Annotated in this window: 17 protein-coding genes; 14 read left to right on the top strand and 3 right to left on the bottom strand. The window is 63.4% G+C overall.

Annotated features, from left to right (window positions below; translation table 11 throughout):
- Window positions 1-128: 128 nt before the first annotated feature.
- The 11 genes from MTP16_RS06995 to MTP16_RS07045 all read left to right on the top strand — a co-directional run bounded on the left by MTP16_RS06995 (window position 129) and on the right by MTP16_RS07045 (window position 15841).
- Window positions 129-2567 (top strand): TonB-dependent receptor, encoded by a 2439-nt coding sequence (locus MTP16_RS06995; protein ID WP_243517223.1) that lies wholly within the window; start codon window positions 129-131, stop codon window positions 2565-2567.
- 204 nt (window positions 2568-2771) lie between these two features.
- Window positions 2772-3920, top strand: a complete 1149-nt coding sequence (locus MTP16_RS07000) for a PepSY-associated TM helix domain-containing protein (RefSeq protein WP_243517226.1) — start codon at window positions 2772-2774, stop codon at window positions 3918-3920.
- Window positions 3921-4141: 221 nt separating this feature from the next.
- Window positions 4142-5389 carry an efflux RND transporter periplasmic adaptor subunit gene (locus tag MTP16_RS07005; RefSeq protein ID WP_243517237.1) on the top strand — a complete coding sequence of 416 codons (1248 nt, stop codon included), beginning with the start codon at window positions 4142-4144 and terminating at the stop codon, window positions 5387-5389.
- A 12-nt stretch (window positions 5390-5401) separates the two neighbouring features.
- Window positions 5402-6859, top strand: coding sequence for a TolC family protein (locus MTP16_RS07010; protein ID WP_243517239.1), 1458 nt, complete (start codon window positions 5402-5404; stop codon window positions 6857-6859).
- 110 nt (window positions 6860-6969) lie between these two features.
- Entirely contained in the window at window positions 6970-7638 is a 669-nt protein-coding gene (locus MTP16_RS07015; protein WP_243519997.1) for an ABC transporter ATP-binding protein, read from the top strand.
- Window positions 7639-7800: 162 nt separating this feature from the next.
- Complete coding sequence (locus MTP16_RS07020; protein ID WP_243517241.1) at window positions 7801-9063, top strand: ABC transporter permease; 1263 nt, start codon at window positions 7801-7803, stop codon at window positions 9061-9063.
- Between the two features lie 98 nt (window positions 9064-9161).
- Window positions 9162-10364 carry an ABC transporter permease gene (locus MTP16_RS07025; RefSeq protein ID WP_243517244.1) on the top strand — a complete coding sequence of 401 codons (1203 nt, stop codon included), beginning with the start codon at window positions 9162-9164 and terminating at the stop codon, window positions 10362-10364.
- Between the two features lie 165 nt (window positions 10365-10529).
- Window positions 10530-11237: a head GIN domain-containing protein gene (locus tag MTP16_RS07030; RefSeq protein WP_243517247.1), complete on the top strand. Its 708-nt coding sequence runs from the start codon at window positions 10530-10532 to the stop codon at window positions 11235-11237.
- Window positions 11238-11487: 250 nt separating this feature from the next.
- Window positions 11488-12876, top strand: coding sequence for a sigma-54-dependent transcriptional regulator (locus MTP16_RS07035; RefSeq protein WP_243517250.1), 1389 nt, complete (start codon window positions 11488-11490; stop codon window positions 12874-12876).
- A gap of 164 nt (window positions 12877-13040) precedes the next feature.
- On the top strand, window positions 13041-14345 hold the full coding sequence (locus MTP16_RS07040; protein WP_243517252.1) for a sensor histidine kinase: 1305 nt from the start codon (window positions 13041-13043) through the stop codon (window positions 14343-14345).
- A gap of 128 nt (window positions 14346-14473) precedes the next feature.
- Window positions 14474-15841, top strand: coding sequence for an ammonium transporter (locus MTP16_RS07045; RefSeq protein WP_243517255.1), 1368 nt, complete (start codon window positions 14474-14476; stop codon window positions 15839-15841).
- Between the two features lie 86 nt (window positions 15842-15927).
- Here MTP16_RS07045 and MTP16_RS07050 read toward each other — a convergent pair whose 3' ends face one another.
- The 3 genes from MTP16_RS07050 to MTP16_RS07060 all read right to left on the bottom strand — a co-directional run bounded on the left by MTP16_RS07050 (window position 15928) and on the right by MTP16_RS07060 (window position 18429).
- Complete coding sequence (locus tag MTP16_RS07050; protein WP_243517258.1) at window positions 15928-16635, bottom strand: SAM-dependent methyltransferase; 708 nt, start codon at window positions 16633-16635, stop codon at window positions 15928-15930.
- A complete protein-coding gene (locus MTP16_RS07055) occupies window positions 16635-17417 on the bottom strand; it encodes an alpha/beta fold hydrolase (RefSeq protein ID WP_243517261.1) in 783 nt (260 codons plus the stop codon). Before MTP16_RS07055 ends, MTP16_RS07050 begins: the two co-directional genes overlap by 1 nt.
- Before the next feature lie 106 nt (window positions 17418-17523).
- Entirely contained in the window at window positions 17524-18429 is a 906-nt protein-coding gene (locus MTP16_RS07060) for an NmrA family NAD(P)-binding protein (protein WP_243517267.1), read from the bottom strand.
- 143 nt (window positions 18430-18572) lie between these two features.
- Between MTP16_RS07060 and MTP16_RS07065 the strand changes: the two genes are divergently transcribed.
- The 3 genes from MTP16_RS07065 to MTP16_RS07075 all read left to right on the top strand — a co-directional run bounded on the left by MTP16_RS07065 (window position 18573) and on the right by MTP16_RS07075 (window position 21296).
- Window positions 18573-18989 carry a winged helix-turn-helix transcriptional regulator gene (locus MTP16_RS07065; protein ID WP_243517270.1) on the top strand — a complete coding sequence of 139 codons (417 nt, stop codon included), beginning with the start codon at window positions 18573-18575 and terminating at the stop codon, window positions 18987-18989.
- A 200-nt stretch (window positions 18990-19189) separates the two neighbouring features.
- Window positions 19190-20458, top strand: a complete 1269-nt coding sequence (locus tag MTP16_RS07070; RefSeq protein WP_243517273.1) for a carbohydrate porin — start codon at window positions 19190-19192, stop codon at window positions 20456-20458.
- 109 nt (window positions 20459-20567) lie between these two features.
- Entirely contained in the window at window positions 20568-21296 is a 729-nt protein-coding gene (locus tag MTP16_RS07075) for a head GIN domain-containing protein (RefSeq protein WP_243517283.1), read from the top strand.
- The last annotated feature ends 148 nt before the right edge of the window (window positions 21297-21444 follow it).

Raw genomic sequence — 21444 nt, forward strand, 5'->3', positions numbered from 1 at the left:
TATTTGGAATTTGTCTAAATAAGCTAGGAAATGCCGGTTTGCTGCCGTTGCTTTGCACTTCCATTTGCAAACAACGCAGCATGACGACTACCCGGATTTCCCCCATTTGGTCTTTTATCTTTTTAATAGTGAGCCTGTTTGCGTTTGCAAACGGCTCAGCGCAGGCGCAAGCTACGGGCAGCATCCGCGGCCGGGTCACGACGACCGACGGCGAGCCGGTGGAAGCCGTTTCGGTTGGGGTGCAAGGCCAAACCTTCGGCAGCATCACCGATAGCCAGGGCAATTTCACCATTGGCAACGTGCCGGTGGGCAGCTACACGGTGGCCGTGTCGGCGGTGGGGCTGAAACCGGCGCAGCAGCCCGTGACCGTGACGGCCGGCCAGCGCAGCACGCTCGATTTTCGGCTGGCCGAAAGCGCGGCCGAGCTGCAGGAGGTGATAGTGCAGGGCGCCCGCACCAACAAGTTCAGCCGCACCAGCAGCGTGGACGTGGCCAAAATGCCCCTCAAGAACCTGGAAAACCCGCAGGTGTACGCCACCGTGGGCAAGGAATTGCTGACCGAGCAGCTGGTATTCACCGTGGACGACGCGACGCGCAACGTGCCGGGCCTGCAGAAAATGTGGGACGCCACGGGCCGCGGCGGCGACGGCGGCGCTTTCTATGCCTCGCGGGGCTTTGTGGTGAGCAGCCAGCTGCGCAACGGTGTGGCCGGCAACGTGACCAGCGACATCGACGCGGTGAACCTGGAGAAGCTGGAAGTCATCAAAGGGCCGTCGGCCACGCTCTACGGCAGCGCGCTCACCTCGTACGGCGGCCTCATCAACCGCGTGACCAAGAAGCCTTACGAAACGTTTGGCGGCGAAGTGGCGGTGGCTGGCGGCAGCTACGGCTTCCACCGCGTGAGCGCCGACGTGAACACGCCCCTCAACGCGGCCAAAACCCTGGCCTTCCGCCTGAACACTGCTTACAACTACGAAGACAACTTCCAGAACGCGGGCTACGCGGGCTTCGTGAAAAACCTGTCCATTGCCCCCAGCCTGCAGTTCAGCCCTTCGGAGCGGCTGACCATCAACCTCGACGCGGAAGTGTACCGGGGCAGCAACGTGGGCAAGCAGCTCATCTACTTCGACTACCGCGAAAATACCAAGTACCTGGGTTTTTCGCGGGCCGACGAGGCGCCGCTCGATTACCGGCAGTCGTACCAGGGCCCGGGTCTGACGCAGGATTCGCGCAGCACCAACCTGTTTGCGCAGGTGCGCTACCGCATTTCGCCCAGCTTCACTTCCACCACCTACCTCACCTCCAGCCGCAGCTACTCGCAGGGCAAAGGGCCGTACTTCTACCTGGTGTCGAACACGGTGGTAGCGTTGGACTCCCTTGGTCTTTTCGCAGCTCCTGCGGGCTTTGCGCGCCGCGCAGGTGTGGGGGCATTGTATCGGGCCGACCAGTCGACGCAGAACAGCCACAGCCAGACCTACGAGGCGCAGCAGCTCTTCAACGGCGACTTTCAGCTGGGCCGCCTGCGCAACCGCGTGGTGTTCGGGCTTGATTTCCTGCGTATTGACTCCGGGCTGGACTTCCTGGGTGGCCGCATTGATGCCATCCCCGTGAACGTGCCGGGCTACGACTACCGCACGTTCAATGGGCGGGCTGTGGACGCTGCTTACGCCGCCACGCCGCCGCCTCACTACCTGGTGACGACCAAGGTGAACACCTACAGCGCTTTCGCTTCGGACGTGCTCAGCCTCACCGACCAGCTCAGCGTGCTGGCCGCCGTGCGGGTAGACCGCTACCACAACTCCGGCGGCATTTATTACAGCGCGACGGAGGGCTACAATCAAACCGCGGTTTCGCCGAAGTTCGGCTTGGTGTACCAGCCAGTGAAGGACCGGGTGGCGCTGTTTGCCAACTACCAGAACAGCTTCCGGAACCAGAATGCCAGCTACCGCGATGCGGACAACCAACCCCGCACCACCAAGCTCGAGCACGCCAACCAGCTGGAAGGCGGGGTGAAGCTGGACGCGGCCGGGGGCCGGGTGAGCCTCACGGCCAGCTACTACGACATTCGGGTGCAAAACCTGCTGCGTACCCTCACCGCCACCACCCAAGCCCAGGATGGCAACCAGGTGAGCCGGGGCGCGGAGCTGAATGTGGTGGCCAACCCGGTGCGCGGCCTGAACGTGGTGGGCGGCTTCGCCTACAACCATTCGGAGTTCATTGACACCAACCCCGATTTGAACGGCCGCCGGCCCAACACGGCCTCCTCGCCCTACCTGGCCAACGCCTGGGTGAGCTACCGCCAGCCCGAAGGCACGCTAAAAGGCCTGGGCGCGGGTTTCGGTGGCAACTACGCCAGCGACAACAAAATTGTGAACAGCGTGTCGCAGGGCGTGTTCTCGCTGCCGGCCTACACGGTGCTCAACGCCAGCGTGTTCTATGACCAGCCGAAATTCCGCCTCTCGGCGAAGGTCGATAACCTGACCAATCAGAAGTACTGGACCGGCTACACCACCATGAATGCGCAGAAGCTGCGCAGCATCGTGGGCTCGGTGGCGTATAAGTTCTAGCTGGTTGTCAGTGCCAAAAGAAAGGTTGGGCTGAGCGCAGCCGAAGCATCTCGCTTGCAATAGTGAACCCATTCGCTGCAACGAATGACTGTTGTATGGCTTCGTTATCAGGCTAGGTGAGAGCTTGGTAATGAAGCGTCGGAAATGCTTAGACTGTGCTCGGCTCGACGTTCTTCCTTTATCATCACGTTTCCTCGCAACTCCATGACTCTCAAGCAAGCCATCGGCAAGGTGCACCTCTGGCTAGGGCTGGCCTCGGGGCTGGTGGTGTTCATTGTGAGCCTGACGGGCGCCATTTTCACGTTTCAGGACGAAATCCGGGACTTGACGGAGCCCTGGCGCAAAGTGGAAGCCTCGGCCATTGCCCCACTACTGCCGTCGCAACTCCAGGCGGCCGCGCTGGCCAAGCACCCGGGCGTGAAGAGGGAGACGACGTGGGTAACCTACTTCGGCCCCGAACGCTCGGCCACGGTGTTTTTCACCAATCCAGCCGGGGTGCCCACGCAGGTGTACCTAAACCCTCACACGGGCCAGGTACTAAAGGAGCAGGACTTGCGCTGGCATTTTTTCAGCATCGTGCAGGCTATTCACATGACTCTGCTGCTGCCGGAAGCCATAGCCAAGTGGGTGGTGGGCGGCAGCGTCGTCATTTTCCTGCTGATGCTGGGCACGGGGCTGGTGCTGTGGTGGCCCAAGCGCAAGCAGGAACGCAAGCAGCGCTTCACCATCAAGTGGGGCGCCCGCTGGCGGCGCGTCAACTACGACCTGCACAACGTGCTGGGCTTCTACGCGGCCAGCGTGGCCGGGCTGCTGGCCCTCACAGGCTTGTTCATGGTTTTCCCAGTGCTGCTCGATTCGGCCATGCTGGTGGCAAACGGTGGGCAGACGTATCCGGCAGAAAAAGCGGAGGCCAAAGTCGACACTTTGCAGGCGGTGACGGCTGCCGCCCAGCAGCTGCCGGATGTGGTGTATGAAGCCGTGCGTCGCCATTCGCCGGGTGCGGAGATGATGATAATCGGGCCGATTGGCGATGGCAAAGCGCCCGCGCAGTGCTGGGCTTACCAGAAGGCTCTGCACTACTACCACCGCGACGAGTACGCGTTTCATCCGAAGTCGGGACAGCTGCTGCAGGCCCGAATGCACGCCGGCCTGAGCAACGGCGGCAAGCTCTCCGAGATGAACTACGACCTGCACACCGGCCAGATTCTGGGCATAGGCGGCAAAATCGTCGCCTTTCTGGCCAGCCTGATTGCGGCCAGCCTGCCCGTAACGGGCACCGTGCTGTGGTGGGGCCGCCGGCATAAGAACAAGAAGCCGAAACCGCAGAGCCGCGTAACGGTGGGCGCTCGGTAACTTTTGGTGCGGCTGAACAACGTAGGGGCAGGCCATGCCTCGCCCGGCCAGGTCTGGCCTTGTGCCGAGTGTCCGTTTAAAGACAAGGTGTTCAGAAATGGACACCTTTTTTGATGCGCCTGCCTGTGTGTTTGCTAATAATTGCCTGAAAAACAGTGCGTAATAAAAATGGCACGCGGCTTGAATTTCTGTGCAGGAACCCTCCTGATTTCTGCACAAAAATGGACAGAGCTATTGCCGCCTCTACGCAAACCCAACGCAAACGCCGCCGCTGGCTGCTGGTAGCCGGCGTGCTGGTGCTGGGCTTGGGGGCAATACTAGCCTTCCGCACCGTGCTGAAGCCCAGCCTGCGCCGCGGCGACGTGCTGACGGCTACCGTAGAAACCGGCAATGTGGAAGCCGCGATCACGGCCGCCGGCACCATCATCCCGGGCCGGGAAGCGGTGATTACCAGTCCCATTCAGAGCACCATCCGGCGGGTGGCGGTGGCGGTGGGCGCGCCGGTGAAGCCCGGCGAAACCATTCTGGAGCTGGACAAGGAATTGGCCAATTCGGCCCTGGCCAAGCTCGACGATGAGCAGCTGCGCAACCAGAACAAGAACTCCCAGCTCCAGCTCAACCTAGAGCGCAGCCTCAACGACCTGCGCGTGCAGGCCCAGGTGCAGGCCGTGAAGGTGCGCAGCCTGCAGTCGGCCCTGCGCGACGAGCAGCAGCTCTTGAAAATAGGTGGCGGCACCGCCGAAAACGTGCGCCAGGCCGAGCTGAACCTCACCGTGGCCCAGCTGGAAGCCCAGCGCCTGGCCCGCCAGATTCAGACGCAGCAGCGCTCCAACGCGGCCGACGTGCGCGAGCTGGGCTACACGGTGTCGATGCAGCAGCGCAGCATTTCGGAGCTGGCCACCAAGCTGCGGCAGGCCAACATCAGCAGCCAGCAGCCGGGCGTGCTGACCTGGGTGAACGACAACCTGGGCACCACCGTGCAGGCCGGCGACGCCCTGGCCCGCGTGGCCGACCTGAGCAGCTTCCGCGTCCGGGCCACCATTTCGGACTCGTATGCCGACCAGCTGCACCCCGGCGACTCGGTGGTGGTGCGCATCAACGACACCGACCTGCGCGGTACGGTGGGCAGCATCAGCCCGGCCGTGGAAAAAGGCGTAGTGACCTTTTATGCGCAGTTGAACAACCCGCACCACCCGGCGCTACGGCCCAACCTGCGGGCCGACGTGTTTGTGGTGACGCGCGCCCACCACGGCGTGCTGCGCGTGAAAAACGGCCCCTACTACGCGGGCGGCAAGGAGCAGCCGGTGTTTGTGCTCGTCGATGGAAAGGCGGTGCGCCGCACGGTGCGCTTCGGCGACAGCAACTTCGACTACGTGCAGATTGTGGGCGGGCTGCGGGCAGGGGAGGAGATTGTGGTGTCGGACATGAAGGACCACCTCGACACGCCGGAGCTAACCCTTCACGACTAACGCAGCCCGACGATGAAACTCCGCTACTTCTCGTTGTTGCCGTTGTTGCTGTGGGGGCAGCGCGTAGCCGCTCAGGCGCCGGCTCTCACCCTGGACGAGGTGATTGCGCAGGCCATCAACCACTCCGCCACCGGCCAGCAGGCCGTGACCACCCGCGAAACCAGCTACTGGGCCTGGCGCGGCTACCAGGCCAACTACCGCCCGCAGCTGGGCCTGACCGGCACGGTGCCCAACTTCAACCGCGTGATTACGCCCGTGGTGCAGCCCGACGGCACCACCAGCTTCGAGTCGGTGCGCATCAACAACTCGGATTTGGGATTGACCCTGAGCCAGAACATCGGCCTGACCGGTGGGCAGGTGTACGTGGGCTCGGTGGTGCAGCGCTTCGATGACTTCAACGGCGGGCTGCGGCGCTACAACAACCAGCCGTTTACCATTGGCATAACGCAGCCGCTGGGCCAGTTCAACGGCCTGCGGTGGGCGCGAGCCATCGAGCCGCTACGCTACCAGGAAAGCCAGCGCCAATACGTGGAGGAGCGCGAAACCATTGCCCAGCGCGTCACGGAGCTGTATTTCGACGTGCTGCTGCAACAGGTGAACGCCGCCGTGGCCCGCCAAAACGCCCAGGCCACGGCCGAGCTGCTGCGCATCGGCCAGGAGCGGTTCCGGCTGGGCCGGCTGTCGCAAAGCGACCTGCTGCAGCTGGAGCTGAACGTGCTCGACGCTCGCCAGGCCCAGACCCAGGCCCAACTCGACGCCCAGAACGCCGCCGTGGATTTGCAGGCCTACACCGGCCTGCCCGGCACCGAGGCGCCCGCCCTGGCCGTGCCCGCACCGGCCCCGCAGCCGGCCGTGCAGCCCGCGCTGGCCCTGGAGCAGGCCCGCCAAAACCGCAGCACCACGCTGGCCTTCCGCCGCCGGCTGCTGGAGGCCGAGCGCACCGTGGCGCAAGCCCACGGCACCACCGGCTTCCAGGCGGCGCTCACGGCCAACCTGGGCTACGTGAACCAGGGGGCGACGCTGGGCAACACCTACCTCAACCTGCAAAACCAGCAGCAGGTGCGCCTGGCCTTCAGCCTGCCGCTGGTGGACTGGGGCCGCCGCCAATCCATCATCAAAACCGCGGAGCTGACCCGCGACCAGACCCAGCACAACGTGGCGCAGGAAGAGCGCAGTTTCGAGCAAACCGTGCTGACGCAGGCCAGCCAGGCGGTGGCCCTGCGCGAGCAGCTACGCCTGGCCGGCCGGGCCGATTCGCTGGCCCAGCGCCGCTACGACATTGCCCGCGCCACCTACCTGCTGGGACGCATCAGCCTCACGGATTTGACCCTGGCCTCGGCGGCGAAGGACGGCGCCCGGCGCGGCTACATTTTCGCGCTGCGCGCCGGCTGGGTGGCTTTCTACCGCCTGCGGGCGCTGACGCTGTATGACTTTGAAAAACAGGCGCCCATTTTCGTCGCCAACCGCTAACTGTTGCTTCACTACACGCTTTTCTCACCTTTTTTCTCATGGAAAACCTGCTCGCCAACTCCCCCGAAACCCGCACGCCGCCCGTGGCGCCGCCGAGCAGCGCCGTGCCGGTGCTGAAGCTCACCAACATTGAGAAGGTGTACCAAACCAAAACCATCGAAACGGTGGCGCTGAACCAGGTGAACCTGACCATCAACCGCGGGGAGTTTGTGTCCATCATGGGGCCGAGCGGCTGCGGCAAATCGACCTTGCTCAGCTTAATGGGCTTGCTCGATGAGCCCAGCAGCGGCACCATTGAGGTGGATGGCCGGCCCGTGACGGCATACACCGACAAGGAGCTGGCCAGCCTACGCAACCTGAAAATCGGCTTCGTTTTCCAGAGCTACCACCTAATAAACGACCTCTCGGTGGTGGACAACGTGGAGGTGCCGCTGCTCTACCGCAAGGGCATGAGCGGCAAGGAGCGCCGCCAGCGCGCGCTAGAAGCGCTGGATAAAGTAGGGCTGAGCGCCCGCACGGCACACTTTCCCGGCCAGCTCTCGGGCGGGCAGCGGCAGCGGGTGGCCATTGCGCGGGCCCTGGCCGGTGGCCCGGAAATCATCTTGGCCGACGAACCCACCGGCAACCTCGACTCGGTGATGGGGGAGGAGATTATGGAGCTGCTGATGGACCTGAACCGCCGCGATGGTGTGACCGTGGTGATGGTGACCCACGACGAACAGCAGGCCCTGAAAACCGAGCGTGTTATCCGCTTTTTCGACGGCAGTCAGGTGAGCTAACCCCTTGAATTTGATGAATACACAACGCTGGACCTGGGGCCTGGTGCTGGCCGCTTTGGGCGCGGTGCTGGCCCACCGGCCGGCGGCGCCGCTTAGGCCGCGGGCCGTGCCTGGCCGGCCTACCTACTTTTTTCTGCAATTCCACCCTTCGCCTGCTTCACCATGCTCCGTTCTTACCTGAAAATTGCCTGGAAGGTGCTCATGCGCCGCAAGTTCTTCACCTTCATCAGCCTGTTTGGCGTGAGCTTCACGCTGATGATTTTGCTGGTAGTGATGGCCATTTTCGACCACGCGGTGGGGGCCGCCGCGCCGTTGAAGCGCGTGGACCGGATGCTGTTTGTGAACACCATGCGCCACCAGATGGCCGACGGGCATGGCTGGATGAGTAATCCCGTGAGCGCGCACTTCGTGGACGACTACGTGCGCAAGATGAAAACGCCCGAGAAGGTGGGCGTCACCACGGTGTCGTCCAATGCCACGGCTTTCACCAAGAGCAAGCTGCTGCCGCTCGACCTGGCTTACACCGACGGTGACTTCTGGCAAATCATGGACTATGAATTTCTGGGCGGGCGGGCATTCACCGGGGCCGAAGTGACGCAGGCCCAGCACGTGTGCGTCATCAACGAGGCCACGGCCCGCGCCTACTTCGGCACCACCGACGTGGTGGGCCGCGCCATCGAAATCGACCTGAAGCGTTATCGCGTGGCCGGCGTGGTGCGCAACGTGTCGGCCGCCCAGATATACGCCTACGCCGACGTGTGGGTGCCCTACACGCTGAACCCGCAGTACACCAAAGACAGCCGCCTGAATGGCGAATTTCTGGTGGTGCTGCTGGCGCCCTCCGTGGCGGCCGTGCCGGCCGTGAGTGCCGAATACCAGCAGATGATGAAGCGGGTACCGATTCCGCAGCCCAAAGAGGTGAAGGCCATTTATTCCTACGCCGACCCGATTGTGCCGGGTGTCACGCGAGCCGTGTTCAGCACTAACGACCCCAGCCTGCACAACGACAACCTTACCAAATTTTACGCGCTGGTGGGTGGCCTGGCCCTGCTGTTTATGCTGCTGCCGGTGCTGAATCTGGTGAACCTGAACGTGACGCGCATCCTGGAGCGCTCGGGCGAGATTGGGGTGCGCAAGGCCTTCGGTGCGGCCGGCTCCGACCTGGTGGGGCAGTTTCTGGTCGAGAACCTGGTGCTGGCTTTGGTGGGCGGGCTGCTGGGCCTGGGCCTGGCCGCCGGCGCCCTGGCCCTTGTGAACGAGGCACACCCCGTGGCTTACGCTCACTTTTCGCTGAGCTGGAGCGTGTTTGGCTGGGGCATGGTGCTCACGTTGGTTTTCGGCCTGATGAGCGGCGTGTACCCGGCCTGGAAAATGTCGCGCCTCAACCCTGTGGCTGCCCTGCGCGGCAGCGGAGAGCAGAAGTAATTAACGGTTAGTGTTTAGTGGTAAGTGGTTAGTTTTTCAACCGATTGCCAGCAGAACATCACTAACCACTAACCGCTAATCATTAATCACTAAAAATCATGCTTCGCCATCTCTTTACCCTCATCTGGAACCGCAAGCGGGCCAATCTGCTGCTGATTTCCGAAGTCTTTTTTTCGTTTGTGGTGCTGTTTGGGGTGGGGGCGGTGCTCATCACCGTGGGCAAAAACTACCTGGCCCCGCGCGGCTTCGAGTCGACGCAGGTGTGGCGGCTGCTGGTGCGCGCCGGCCAGAACCAAAAGATGCCCCGCGCCGAGCTCGACGACGTGTTGCGCCAGGTGAAAGCCCTGCCCGGCGTGCAAACCGTGGCCCTTACGAGCGGCAACCTGCCCTTCACCTTCAATACTAACAACTCGGATTTCGTCTATAAGGGCCGGAAAACGCCGTTCTACGCCAACACCTACGACGCCGACGACCGCTACGGTGAGGCCATGCGCCTGCACCTGCGCGAGGGGCGCTGGTTTCAGCCCGTCGATGATGGCACCCATCACCGTCCCGTGGTCATCAGCCAGGACCTGCGCGAGTTCCTGTTCGGCGACGAGCCAGCGCTGGGCAAAATCTTTACTTACGCCGGGGCCGGCAAAGAAACCAAACCCGAAGACGAGTTCCAAGTGGTGGGCGTGGCCGACAACGTGCGGATGGAAAGCGACTTCTCGGCCGCCATTCCCTCGGTGTGGAAGCGCCTAGTTCCCTACGACACCACCCACTGGGAAACGGCTGCCGTGCTAGTGCGCGTGGCTCCCGGCCAGGGCGGCGCGCTGCAGGAGAAAATAGCCCGCACCGTGGCCGGCGTCACGCGGCAGTGGACCACCGAGGTGCGCGTGATGGAAGACGACCGCCTGCACCGCCGCCTGTTTACGCTGGTGCCGGTGGTGGGGCTGTGCCTCATGGGCTTGTTCCTGATTATCAACGTGGCGCTGGGCTTGTTTGGGGTGCTGTGGTACAACATCAGCCAGCGCCGGGCCGAGATAGGGCTGCGGCGGGCCATGGGGGCCACGGGCGCGGGCATCGGTGCGCAGTTTTTGGGCGAAATGATGGTGGTGACGACGTTTGGCGTGGTGCTGGGCGGGCTGCTGGCGGCGCAGTTTCCGCTGCTCCACGCCTTCGACCTGCCCGCCCAGCCCTACCTGCTGGCCATTGCGGCAGCGGCCGGCGCGGTGTACTTCATCACGGCGCTGTGCGCGTGGCAGCCCAGCCGGCTGGCGGCGGCCATTCAGCCGGCGGTGGCGCTGCGGGAGGAGTAGCAGAACGAGTGCCCCGAAGCTCCTGCTTCGGCCCGTTGAACAATTCAAACGCAGGCCGAAGCGGAGCTTCGGGGCACTGGTGCTACCTTCCGGGCAACCCCGGCCGTCCCTGGCGCATCTACCCACCGAACCCAGTTGCTTTTCTCACCTTTTTCTGTACTTGTTATGAAAAACTTTCTTTTCTCTGCCCTTCTCTGGGTGCTGGCCTTCGCGCCCGCCCTGGCTCAAACCGCGCCGGAAGTGCGCATGGTGGGTGCCTTTCGCGCCCTCAAAGTGTCCGATGGCATACAGGTAACGCTCGTTTCGGGCAGCACGCAGCGCGTGGAAGCCAGCGCCGATAACGCGGAATTTCTCAACCGCCTCAAGACTGACGTGACCGACGGCGTGCTCCGCGTGAGCTTCGACCACAAGCTGAGCGAAACCTGGGGCAAGGACAACCGCCCGAAAAACCTGCGCGTGAGCATCGTAGCGGCGCCGCTCACGGGCATTGAGGCCAGCAGCGGCTCGCGCGTGGACGTGAAAAACGCCTACGCCGCCGGCGAATTCAACCTGCAAGCCTCGTCGGGCGCCGTCGTCTCCGCTCCTGCTTTTACCGCCAACAGCGTGCAGGCCACGATGAGCAGTGGTGCCGTGGTCACCCTCGGCGGCAAGGTGCAAAACCTGAACGTGCACGCCTCCAGCGGCGCCGTGTTCAAGGGCCAGGACGTGCAAGCCGCCACTTGCGACGCCTCGGCTAGCAGCGGCGGCACCGTGGCCGTGGCCGTGCAAGACAAGCTGGTGGCCCACGCCAGCAGCGGTGGCGACGTGCGCTACAGCGGCTCGCCGCAGGTGACCAAGCGCACCAGCAGCGGCGGCAGCGTGAAGAACCGCTAGGCTTCATATCGTATTGGCTGCCGCTAAAGCACCTTGCTTGTTTCGGTGTTCGGTGTTCGGTGTTGGGTGTTGGGTATTTGGTGTCAGGTATTATTCATTCTCAACACCGAACACCGAACACCGAACACCGAACACCGAACACCCAACACCCAACACCCAACACCGAACACCGAACACCGAACACCGAACACCGAACACCCAACACCCAACACCGAAATCCTTTGGGTTAATTATCTCCTTTCTGCAAAACATGATACTTATTATCGACGACGACCTGGCCATCCGCACGTCGCTCAAGCTGCTGCTGAAGCAGGCTGGCTACCCCGCGCAGGCCGTGGCGGGCCCGGCCGAGGCGTTGGCCGCGGTGCGCGAAACGCCGCCCCGGCTCATGCTGATGGACATGAACTACTCGCTCGATACCACCGGGGCCGACGGCCTGGCCCTGCTGCGCCAGATGAAGGCGCTGGCTCCGCAGGTGCCCGTCATCCTCATCACCGGCTGGGGCAGCATTGCGTTAGCGGTGGAGGGCATGAAGGCGGGCGCGGCCGAGTTTATCACCAAGCCCTGGCATAACGAGGCCCTGCTCCAAACCATCCGGACGGTGCTGGCCGTGCAGGAAAGCGCCGCCGAAAGCGACTTCGCCGAAGCCCCAGCCCGCCAGCGCCGCCAGCTCGACCAGCAGTTCGCCTTCCGCGACATCATCGGCCAGGATGCGCAGCTGCTGCACGTGCTGCGCCAGGTGGGCCAGGTGGCCGCCACCGACGCCGCCGTGCTCATCGAAGGCGAAAGCGGCACCGGCAAAGAACTCATCGCCGAAGCTATTCACCGCAACAGCCAGCGCCGCAACCAGCCGTTCGTAAAGGTGAACCTGGGTGGCATCTCGTCGTCGTTGTTTGAAAGCGAGATGTTCGGCCACCGCCGCGGCGCCTTCACCGACGCCAAAACCGACCGCGTGGGCCGCTTCGAGCTGGCCAACGGCGGCACCATTTTTCTGGATGAAATAGGGGAGCTGGAGCTGGCCAGCCAGGTGAAGCTGCTACGCGTGCTGCAAGACCGCACCTACGAAGTGCTGGGCGACTCCAAGCCGCGCCGCCTCGACATCCGCGTCATTGCCGCCACCAACCGTAACCTGGCCGAGATGGTGCAGCAGGGGCGCTTCCGCGAAGACCTGTTCTACCGCATCAACCTGATTTCGGTGCGTCTGCCCGCCCTGCGCGAGCGCGCGGCCGACATTCCGCTCCTCACCCAGCACTTCGTGGATAAGCTGCGCGCCACCTACCAGCGCCCGGCCCTGAACGTGAGCACCCGCGCCCTGCACTGGCTGCGCGAGCAAGCCCTGCCCGGCAACATCCGCGAGCTGAAAAACCTGGTGGAACGGGCCGTGCTCGTGAGCGGCAAGGAAGAGCTGGGGCCCGATGATTTCCAGGCCAACGCCCAGCGCCTGCCCGCCCACCAGCCCCAGCCCGGCGAGCTGCCCACCCCCGGCACCATGACCCTGGATGAGCTGGAGGCCCAGATGATTCGACAGTCGCTGACGCATTACGAGGGCAACATTAGCCGCGTGGCCAAGGCCCTGGGGCTGAGTCGGGGCGCCCTGTACCGACGGTTTGAGAAGCACGGCATTCCCTACGACGAATAGGGGCAGGGCCCCCGGTAAGAACAAATCCAGGCACGTCATGCTGAGCGAAGTCGACGCATCTCAACCGCGCAAGTAACCTATTCGATTAGGTTTGCTACTGCGGTAGAGATGCGTCGACTTCGCTCAGCATGACGTTCTTTTATCATCGTCGACTTCTCCACTCCATGTCCCTCCGCGTTCAATTCCTCCTGTTCGCCACCCTCACTCACGCCGTGCTTATCGCGCTGGCTTGGCGGCTGCGTGTTACTACTCCCCCGTTTTTCCTTGCAGCCGAGATGGCGCTGCTGCTCAGCCTCGTGCTTGCGGCGCGGCTGTACCAGAACTTTGTGCGGCCGTTTGAGTTGATTGCGGCGGGCACGGCCGCCATTCAGGCCAAGGATTTCAGCATGAAGTTCGTGCCCGTGGGCCAGCGCGAGATGGACCAGCTCATCGGCGTGTACAACGACATGATTGACGCCCTGCGCCGCGAGCGCGTGAGCCAGCACGAAAAAAGCTTTCTGCTCGAACGCCTCATCCAGGCCTCGCCCGCTGGCATCCTCATTCTCGACTTCGACGGCCGCATCGAGGGCGTCAACCCGGCGGCCGAGCGCATCTTGGCCCAACCAAGCGCCGAGTTGCTGGGCCGCGAGCCGGCGGCGCTGCCCGGCGCCTGGGGCCCGGCCCTGGCCGACCTGGCCGAAGACCAGCCGCAGGCCCTGCGTCTTTCGGGCCTGGCCACCTACCGCGCTCAGGTCACGCACTTCCTCGACCGGGGATTCCAGCGCCGCTTCATTCTGCTAGAAGAATTGACCCAGGAGCTGATGCAGCAGGAAAAGCAGGCTTATGGCAAGCTGATTCGGATGATGTCGCACGAAATCAACAATTCCATCGGCGCCATCAACTCCATCTTGCACAGCTTTGCGCACTACGCCCCCCAGCTGGCTGCCGACGACCAGCCCGACTTCACCCAGGCGCTCGACGTGAGCATTGCCCGCAATACTCAGTTGGCCAACTTCATTGCCAACTTCGCTCACCTCGTGCGCCTGCCACCGCCCACGCCCCAGCCCACCGACCTGCACGCGCTGCTGCGCGGCATCTGCCGCCTGCTTCAGCCCCAGAGCGAGGAGCGCCGCGTGAGATGGCACCTGGAGCTAGACCCCACCCCGCTGGTGCTGCAGCTTGACGCCCAGCAACTGGAGCAAGCCCTGCTGAACGTGGCCAAGAATGCCCTCGAAGCCATTGGGCACGACGGCAACATTTGGGTGCGCACCACCAGCCAGCCGCCCACGCTCAGCATCGAGAACGACGGTGCCCCCCTCACGCCCGAAGTCAGTCAGAAGTTATTCACCCCCTTTTTCAGCACTAAGCGCGACGGGCAGGGCATTGGCCTCACGCTGGTGCGCGACGTGCTACTGGCCCATGGCTTCCAATTTCAGTTGGCTTCCACTACGGAAAGGCATACGGTTTTTAAAGTAGATTTTACAAAATAATGGGGTTGAAAAAATAGGGTGGTTTCCTTTCGAGTAATGCACTTTTGTCTGATATACCCCAACTGTGAATAGGGTATTTAGAAAAAAGTAGATTAATTTAGCGGGGGTGCCCTAATTTTACAGCCATCATGACCCGTAAACAATACTTAGCTACCGCTTGCCTGGGCCTTATCCTGTTATCGGCTGGCCTTGCGGCTTTTCTGCCCCAGAACCATCCCGAAGCCAGGCCCGACGCGTTCAATCCTGCCGACCTGGCATGGATGCTTTCTGCTTCCGGCCTTGTGCTGCTGATGACGCCCGGCCTGGCCTTTTTCTACGGCGGCATGGTGAGCAAGCGCAACGTCATTTCGACCATGTTGCAGAGCTTCATCGCGCTGGGTGTGATATCGATGCTGTGGTACGTGGTGGGCTTCTCGCTGGCGTTTGGCGACAGCATTGGCGGCGTCATTGGCAATCCGCTCACGTTTTTCATGTTCAACAACGTGGGCACCGCGCCCCACGCCCGGCTGGCCACCAACCTGCCGCTGGTGCTCTTCGCGGCGTTCCAGCTGAAGTTTGCCATCATCACGCCGGCCCTCATCAGCGGCGCTTTTGCTGAGCGGATTCGCTTCTGGGGCTACCTGCTGTTCATGTGCCTGTTCAGTCTGCTCATCTACTGCCCGCTGGCGCACTGGACCTGGCATCCCGACGGCTTCCTGTTCAAATGGGGTGTGCTCGATTTTGCGGGCGGCACGGTGGTGCACATCTCGGCCGGCTTCGCGGCGCTGGCGGGCGCGCTGGCCCTGGGCCGCCGCCACACCCACCTCGAAGGCCACACCCACGTGCCGCCCAACGTGCCGTTCATCCTCATCGGCACGGGTTTGCTGTGGTTTGGCTGGTTCGGCTTTAATGCGGGTTCGGCTTTAGCGGCCAATGCCACCGCGGTGCAGGCCTTCATGACTACGCACCTGGCCTCGGCCGCCGCCATGCTCACCTGGATGATGATTGAAGCCGTGCGCGGGCAGCGGCCCTCGGCGGCCGGCGCGGCCATCGGCGCGGTGGTGGGGCTGGTGGCCATCACCCCGGCGGCGGGCTACATCAGCTACGGACCGGCCCTGTTTATTGGGGTGGTAGCGGCGGCCATCAGCGCGGGTGCGGTCGATTTGAAGAACAAAACCACGCTCGACGATACCCTCGATGTATTCCCCTGCCACGGCGTGGGCGGCATTGTGGGCATGATTCTGACGGCCGTTTTCGCCAAAGACGGCGGCTTGGCTACTACCGGCGACTGGACGCTGTTGCTGAAGCACGTCGGTGCCCTGGCCTTCATCTCCGTCTTCACCTTCGGCGGCTCCTACCTGCTCTACAAGCTTACCAACCTGCTCATTCCCATCCGGGTGAATGCACTGCACGAAGCCGACGGCCTCGACCTGAGCCAGCACGGCGAAACGGTGCTGCCCGCCCCCGATGAGCACCTGCCGGTGAGTGAGCCCCGGTTTGTGGTTCGGGCCTCGTAGCACGAGTACCCCGAAGCTCCCGCTTCGGCTCGCGTCAGAACCAATCGTTCAAGGCGGGCCGAAGCGGGAGCTTCGGGGTACTCGTGCTATACGCCCAGCACAAACACCGTCGGAATCCTGTGCAGCTCCGGCGCCGGCCGCTTGCGCCAGTCGGCCACCGTCAGGGTTTTGATGAACTCGCCCGCACCCGTCACATCAGCCGCCACGCACAGACGGGTGCCGGGCTGCAGGTGCGCCAACAAATCAGCGAACAAGGCGCCGTTGCGGTAAGGCGTTTCGATAAACAGCTGCGACTGTTGCCGCTGTTGGGCCTCTTTTTCTAAAGCCTTGATGGCCGCGGCGCGCGGCGCTTTCTCGATGGGCAGATACCCGTGGAAGGCAAACTGCTGCCCGTTCAGCCCCGAGGCCATGAGCGCCAGCAGCAACGACGACGGCCCCACCAACGGCACTACACGCACGCCCTGCCGGTGAGCTTCGCGCGCCAGCGCCGCACCTGGGTCGGCAATGCCTGGGCAGCCGGCTTCGCTGAGAATGCCCGCATCGATACCTTCTTTTTGCAAGGGCGCAAGGGCGGCGCGCACTTCAGCTTCCGAGCTGTCTTTGTCGATGACGACGAAGCGGATTTCCTCAATCACGCGGTGCGGGGCCACGCTTTTTACGAAGCGGCGGGCCGTGCGAAGGTTTTCGACCAGGAAATAGGGGAGGGCCGTCACGGCACTTACCACTTGCGGCGGCAGCACCTGCGGGGCCGTGTCGTCGGCCAACGGCGTGGGAATGAGGAAGAGGGTATTCATCAACTCAGCGCAAACGCCTTCACCAATTCGAAAACCTCCTCTGGCTTCTCAGCATGTACCCAATGGCCGGCGTCGACCACAGTGGCCACCTGCGAGTTCGGAAACAGCGCCGGAATACCGGTCAGTTTGTCCTCCGCCGTAATGTAGTCCGACTTGCCGCCCCGAATAAAGAGCGCCGGCTTTAGAAACGGCGCTTTGCTGATGGTTTCCTCCCCAATGGCCGCCAACTGGGCCGCCAGCACGGGCAGGTTGATGCGCCAAGCGAAAGTGTTGTCTTCCCGACGGTAAAGATTTTTCAATAAAAACTGCCGCACGCCCACGCTGCGGATGTGCTTGGCCAGGGCGGCGTCGGCCTCCTGCCGGTTGGTGCAGGTGCTGAAATCGACGGCCTGCAGGCCAGCCACGATGTCGTCCTGGTGCTCCATGTTGGAGAAGCGCGGCGCGATGTCGACCACAATCAGCTTGGCCAGCCGCTCGGGATTATCCAGCGCCAGGCGCATGGCCACTTTGCCGCCCATGCTGTGGCCCATCAGTACGGTGTCGGGGCCGAGCTGCAGGTAGTCGAACAACTCCAGCACGTCCTGCGCCATGAGGTCGTAGGTGTGCTCATTGGAGTGAAAAGAGCGGCCGTGGTTGCGCAAATCGACGCTGACCACGCGCATCCCGGCCTCGGTGGCCCAGCGGCGAGCCAGGCTCTGCCAATTGTCGAGGGTGCCGAATAGGCCGTGGAGGATGACCAGCGGGCGCCCCTGGCCCTGGTCGAGGTGGTGAAGCAAAGGCATGGCGCAAAAGTAGGGCGCGGGGTGGGGAAAGCGGGGCGACCCCACAAAACGCACGTCCTGCCGGGCATAGCCGAGGCAGGACGTGCGTTTTGAAAATCAATACTCCTTACGCCGTCGCAGCCTTAAATGCCGGCGCAAACACCGTTTGGGCAAATTCTTCGAGCGTGGTGGGCGTGGTGCTGGCGGCGTCGCGCGGGCCATTGGCCATCGACTGGCCTTCGTTGATGTTGCGCGTCATCTCGTCGTAGAGGTCGGCCTGGTTCTCGCTGAGGCCGGCGCCCACCATGCCTTTCTTGGCGTCTTCGTAGGAGAAGGGCACGTAGGGCAGCTCCGGCCGACCAATGGCTTGGGCAATGGCAGCCGTGGCTTCGGGTAGGGTGTAGTTGCGGGGGCCCAACAGGTACTGCACGGCGCGGTGGGGCAGCGCCGGGCCGGCCAGCAGCTCGGCAGCCTTGGCGGCAATGTCGCGGGTGGCTACCATCGGGAAGGCCGCGTCGGGCCGCGTGGCCGAGCCCGTGATGCCCATGTGCTGAATCATACCAATGTTAGCCAGCAGGTTTTCCATGAAGTAAGCCGGGCGCAGGTGCACTACGCTCAGGTTTTCAACTGCGTTCAGGCGGGCTTCCTGGCGATGCAGGCCCACTACGGGGCCGGTGCCGGCGGCTTCGTCGGCCCCGATGCTGCTCAGGTGCACGGCTTGCTTCAGGCCCGCGGCCTGCACGGCCTGGGCGGTGGCTTCGCCGATTTGGTCCATAAAGCCCAGCACGTCGGGCGAGGTCACGTTCGGCGGAATCATCAGGAAGGCGGCGTCGGCCCCGCGCAGGGCCTCGGTGAGGAAGGCCGCGTCGTGAGCGTCGCCGGCTTTGGTGGTGGCGCCGGCCTGGGCCAGGGCGTCGAGGCGGGCGCTGGCACGCGACACAGCCGTGACCTGGTGGCCTTGTTGCAGCAGCGTGTGCACGAGGGCGGTACCAATGTTGCCGGTGGCGCCGAGGACGGTGATTTTCTTAGACATAGAGGCAAAAGCGTAAGCCGGGGGCATCGTTGCGCGGCGGCAATGCAAAGGTGAAGGCGTAACTTCGCTTTTCGCAAGTACCTACGAAAAAGTAAGGTACTTACTGAAAAGTAAAAATCGTTGACAATCAAATTAATAATTTTATGTCGAAACTCACCAAGCAGCAAACGGCCGAAGCCTACTGGTCGTCGGCCGATGCCGAGCGCAACCTGACGTGCCCCGTGCGCACCACCCTCAACGTACTGGGCGGCAAGTGGAAGCTGCTCATCCTGTCTTACCTGCTCGACGAGCCCCGGCGCTACGGCGAGCTGCGCCGGCTAATGCCCGAAATCACGGAGAAGATGCTGATTCAGGAGCTGCGCGAGCTGGAACTCGATGGCATCGTGGCCCGCACCGTGCACCAAACCGTGCCGCCGCGCGTCGACTACGCCCTGACCGAGCAGGGGCAGCGCGTGCAGCCGCTGTTCGGTGAGCTGGTGGGCTGGGGCAAACAGTACCTTGACCGCACGGGCGGCTGCGGGCTGCCGGCCCGGCCCGCCTCAACGGTGAAAATGGGGTAAGCTTCACGGTTTCAACATCTGCGCGGCGGCAGTTTTCGGGCTGATTTTATTCGCTTCTAAGCTTTTCAGTTCTGAAACCCTATTCCTCTCTGCTGGCCGGGGCGCTGCTGCTCGGCGCCGGTCCCGCGCTGGCCCAGATTACTCCGGCGGGCTCCACCACGCCGCCCACGCCACCCAATGCCGCTTCCGCTCAAGAGCCATTGCGCCGGCCGGCCGAAGAGGCGCACAACTGGAGCCTGCACTTCCAGCAAACCTTCATCGACCAGTGGCATAATGATTTGACGACGCCCTACACCGGCGACTTCAGCTTGGCCGACCGCGAATCGGCCAAGCTGTCGATGACCAGCACCTTCTTCATTGGGCGGCGGCTGTGGAAGAACGCAGCGGTGTATTTCAACCCCGAGGTGGCCGGCGGCAGCGGCCTGAGCAGCGCCCGCGGCATTGCGGGCTTTCCCAATGGCGAAACCTTTCGCATTGGCGTGGCCGACCCGGTGCTGTACCTGGCCCGCCTCTACGTGCGCCAGGTGTTTGCCCTGAGCCCGGAAACCGACGAGGACGTGGACGACCTCAACCAGGTGGCCGGCCCCACACCCCGCCATTACATTTCGGTGAATGTGGGCAAGCTGTGCCTGGCCGATTTCTTCGACCAAAATAGCTATTCGCACGACCCGCGCACCCAGTTCATGAACTGGAGTCTGATGAGCGCCGGCGCCTGGGACTATGCCGCCAACACCCGCGGCTACACCGTGGGCGGCGTGCTCGAATACGTGACGCCCACCTTCAGCGCCCGCTTCGCCTCGGCGCAGCTGCCCACCTATGCCAACGGCCCCACCCTGGACGGCCGCTACGGCCAGGTGCACGCCGAAACCCTGGAACTGACGCATACCTACCACTTGGCGCACCACCAGGGCACGGTGCGCCTGCTGGGCTTCCGCAACGTGGCGCCCATGGCCACCTACCGCACGGCCACGGCGCTGGGCCAGGCCACCGGCCAGCAACCCGACCTGGAGCTGGTGCGCCGCGACGGCCACACCAAAGTGGGCTTCGGCCTGAACGCAGAGCAGGAAATCAGCAAGAATGTAGGCCTGTTTGCCCGCGTGAGCTACAACGACGGCCGCAACGAAACCTGGGCTTTCACCGAAATCGACCACAGTGCCAGCCTGGGCGTGGTGAGCACCGGCGCCCGCTGGCGCCGGCCCGACGACCGCCTCGGCGTGGCCGTGGTGGCCAACGGCATCAGCGCCGAGCACCAGGCCTACCTAGCGGCCGGCGGCTACGGCTTCATCGTGGGCGATGGGGCACTGAACTACGGGCTGGAAAAGATTGGCGAGGCGTACTACAGCATCGACCTGCACCGCTACCACGCCGCCATCAGCCCCGATTACCAGTTCATTCTGAACCCGGCTTACAACCGCGACCGCAGCGGCCCGGTGCACGTGGTGGCCGTGCGCTTGCATGTGGAGTTTTAGCGGGGTGTAGGTAAAAAAGCAGAAAGAAATACCTTCGGGCAACCGCAGTAACCTCGGCCGCATCATGGCAGTTACCGGCGTTAGTCACTCACCCTTTTCCTTTTTTCGCATGAAAGATTTCCGGATTACCTCGATAGCTGCCAGCCTGATGCTGTTGGCCGTGGGCGCGCTGTCGTCCTTCACCGCTAGCCATGCGCTGCCCGACCGCGAAACCCGTTCGGTGGGCGCATTTACCGAAGTCAGCCTCGGCGGCTCGTCGCGGGTGGTGGTGAAGCAGGGCAGCCCCCAGAGCGTGGCGGTGGAAGGCAGCAAGGATGACCTGGCTGATTTTGAAACCGAAGTGCAGGGCGGGCAGCTGCGCCTGAAGTTCCGCAACCAGGAGGGGCGGGAGTTCAACAATAAAAAACACGGCCCCGTGACGGTGTACGTGACCGCGCCTACCCTGAAGGCCCTGCGCGTGGGCGGCTCGGGCAAGCTCGAAGTGAGCGGCCCCCTGCAAGCCGATGGCATGACGCTGAGCCTGAGCGGCTCGGGCGACTTGCTGGTGCCCCAGCTGCAGGCCAGTAAGCTGGAAACCGCCGTGTCGGGTTCGGGCTCGATAATGGTAGGCGGCACCGCCACCAGCAACGACATCCGCATCAGCGGCTCGGGCCAGGTGAAGGCCCATGACCTGAAAACCGAAACCAGCCGCGCCCGCATCAGCGGCTCGGGCGATGCCCACGTGTACGCCAGCCGCACGGCCGAAGGCTCCACCTCGGGCTCGGGCAGCATGTACGTGGCCGGGGGAGCCCAGCTCAGCAGCAACACCCACGGCAGCGGCCGGGTGGTGAAGGAATAATCATTTCATAATCCTCAAAAAGCCCTGGCCGCCAAGCGCCGCCGGGGCTTTTTTGTGGGCCGTCATGGGCTGTTGGGTGTAAAATTCGGGCATCTGCCTGGTGCGGGCCGACCGTCGCGGGGGCGGGGCCGTACCTTTGCCGCGCCGC

Source organism: Hymenobacter monticola (assembly GCF_022811645.1).
In the GTDB taxonomy this organism is placed as follows: Bacteria; Bacteroidota; Bacteroidia; order Cytophagales; family Hymenobacteraceae; genus Hymenobacter; species Hymenobacter monticola.

Coding starts and splice junctions, on each gene's coding strand:
- MTP16_RS07045 (WP_243517255.1), top strand. CDS start 14,474: ATGACCCGTAAACAATACTTAGCTACCGCTTGCCTGGGCCTTATCCTG.
- MTP16_RS07020 (WP_243517241.1), top strand. CDS start 7,801: ATGCTCCGTTCTTACCTGAAAATTGCCTGGAAGGTGCTCATGCGCCGC.
- MTP16_RS07050 (WP_243517258.1), bottom strand. CDS start 16,635: ATGAATACCCTCTTCCTCATTCCCACGCCGTTGGCCGACGACACGGCC.
- MTP16_RS07000 (WP_243517226.1), top strand. CDS start 2,772: ATGACTCTCAAGCAAGCCATCGGCAAGGTGCACCTCTGGCTAGGGCTG.
- MTP16_RS07065 (WP_243517270.1), top strand. CDS start 18,573: ATGTCGAAACTCACCAAGCAGCAAACGGCCGAAGCCTACTGGTCGTCG.
- MTP16_RS07010 (WP_243517239.1), top strand. CDS start 5,402: ATGAAACTCCGCTACTTCTCGTTGTTGCCGTTGTTGCTGTGGGGGCAG.
- MTP16_RS07075 (WP_243517283.1), top strand. CDS start 20,568: ATGAAAGATTTCCGGATTACCTCGATAGCTGCCAGCCTGATGCTGTTG.
- MTP16_RS07055 (WP_243517261.1), bottom strand. CDS start 17,417: ATGCCTTTGCTTCACCACCTCGACCAGGGCCAGGGGCGCCCGCTGGTC.
- MTP16_RS07035 (WP_243517250.1), top strand. CDS start 11,488: ATGATACTTATTATCGACGACGACCTGGCCATCCGCACGTCGCTCAAG.
- MTP16_RS07060 (WP_243517267.1), bottom strand. CDS start 18,429: ATGTCTAAGAAAATCACCGTCCTCGGCGCCACCGGCAACATTGGTACC.
- MTP16_RS07025 (WP_243517244.1), top strand. CDS start 9,162: ATGCTTCGCCATCTCTTTACCCTCATCTGGAACCGCAAGCGGGCCAAT.
- MTP16_RS07005 (WP_243517237.1), top strand. CDS start 4,142: ATGGACAGAGCTATTGCCGCCTCTACGCAAACCCAACGCAAACGCCGC.
- MTP16_RS07030 (WP_243517247.1), top strand. CDS start 10,530: ATGAAAAACTTTCTTTTCTCTGCCCTTCTCTGGGTGCTGGCCTTCGCG.
- MTP16_RS07040 (WP_243517252.1), top strand. CDS start 13,041: ATGTCCCTCCGCGTTCAATTCCTCCTGTTCGCCACCCTCACTCACGCC.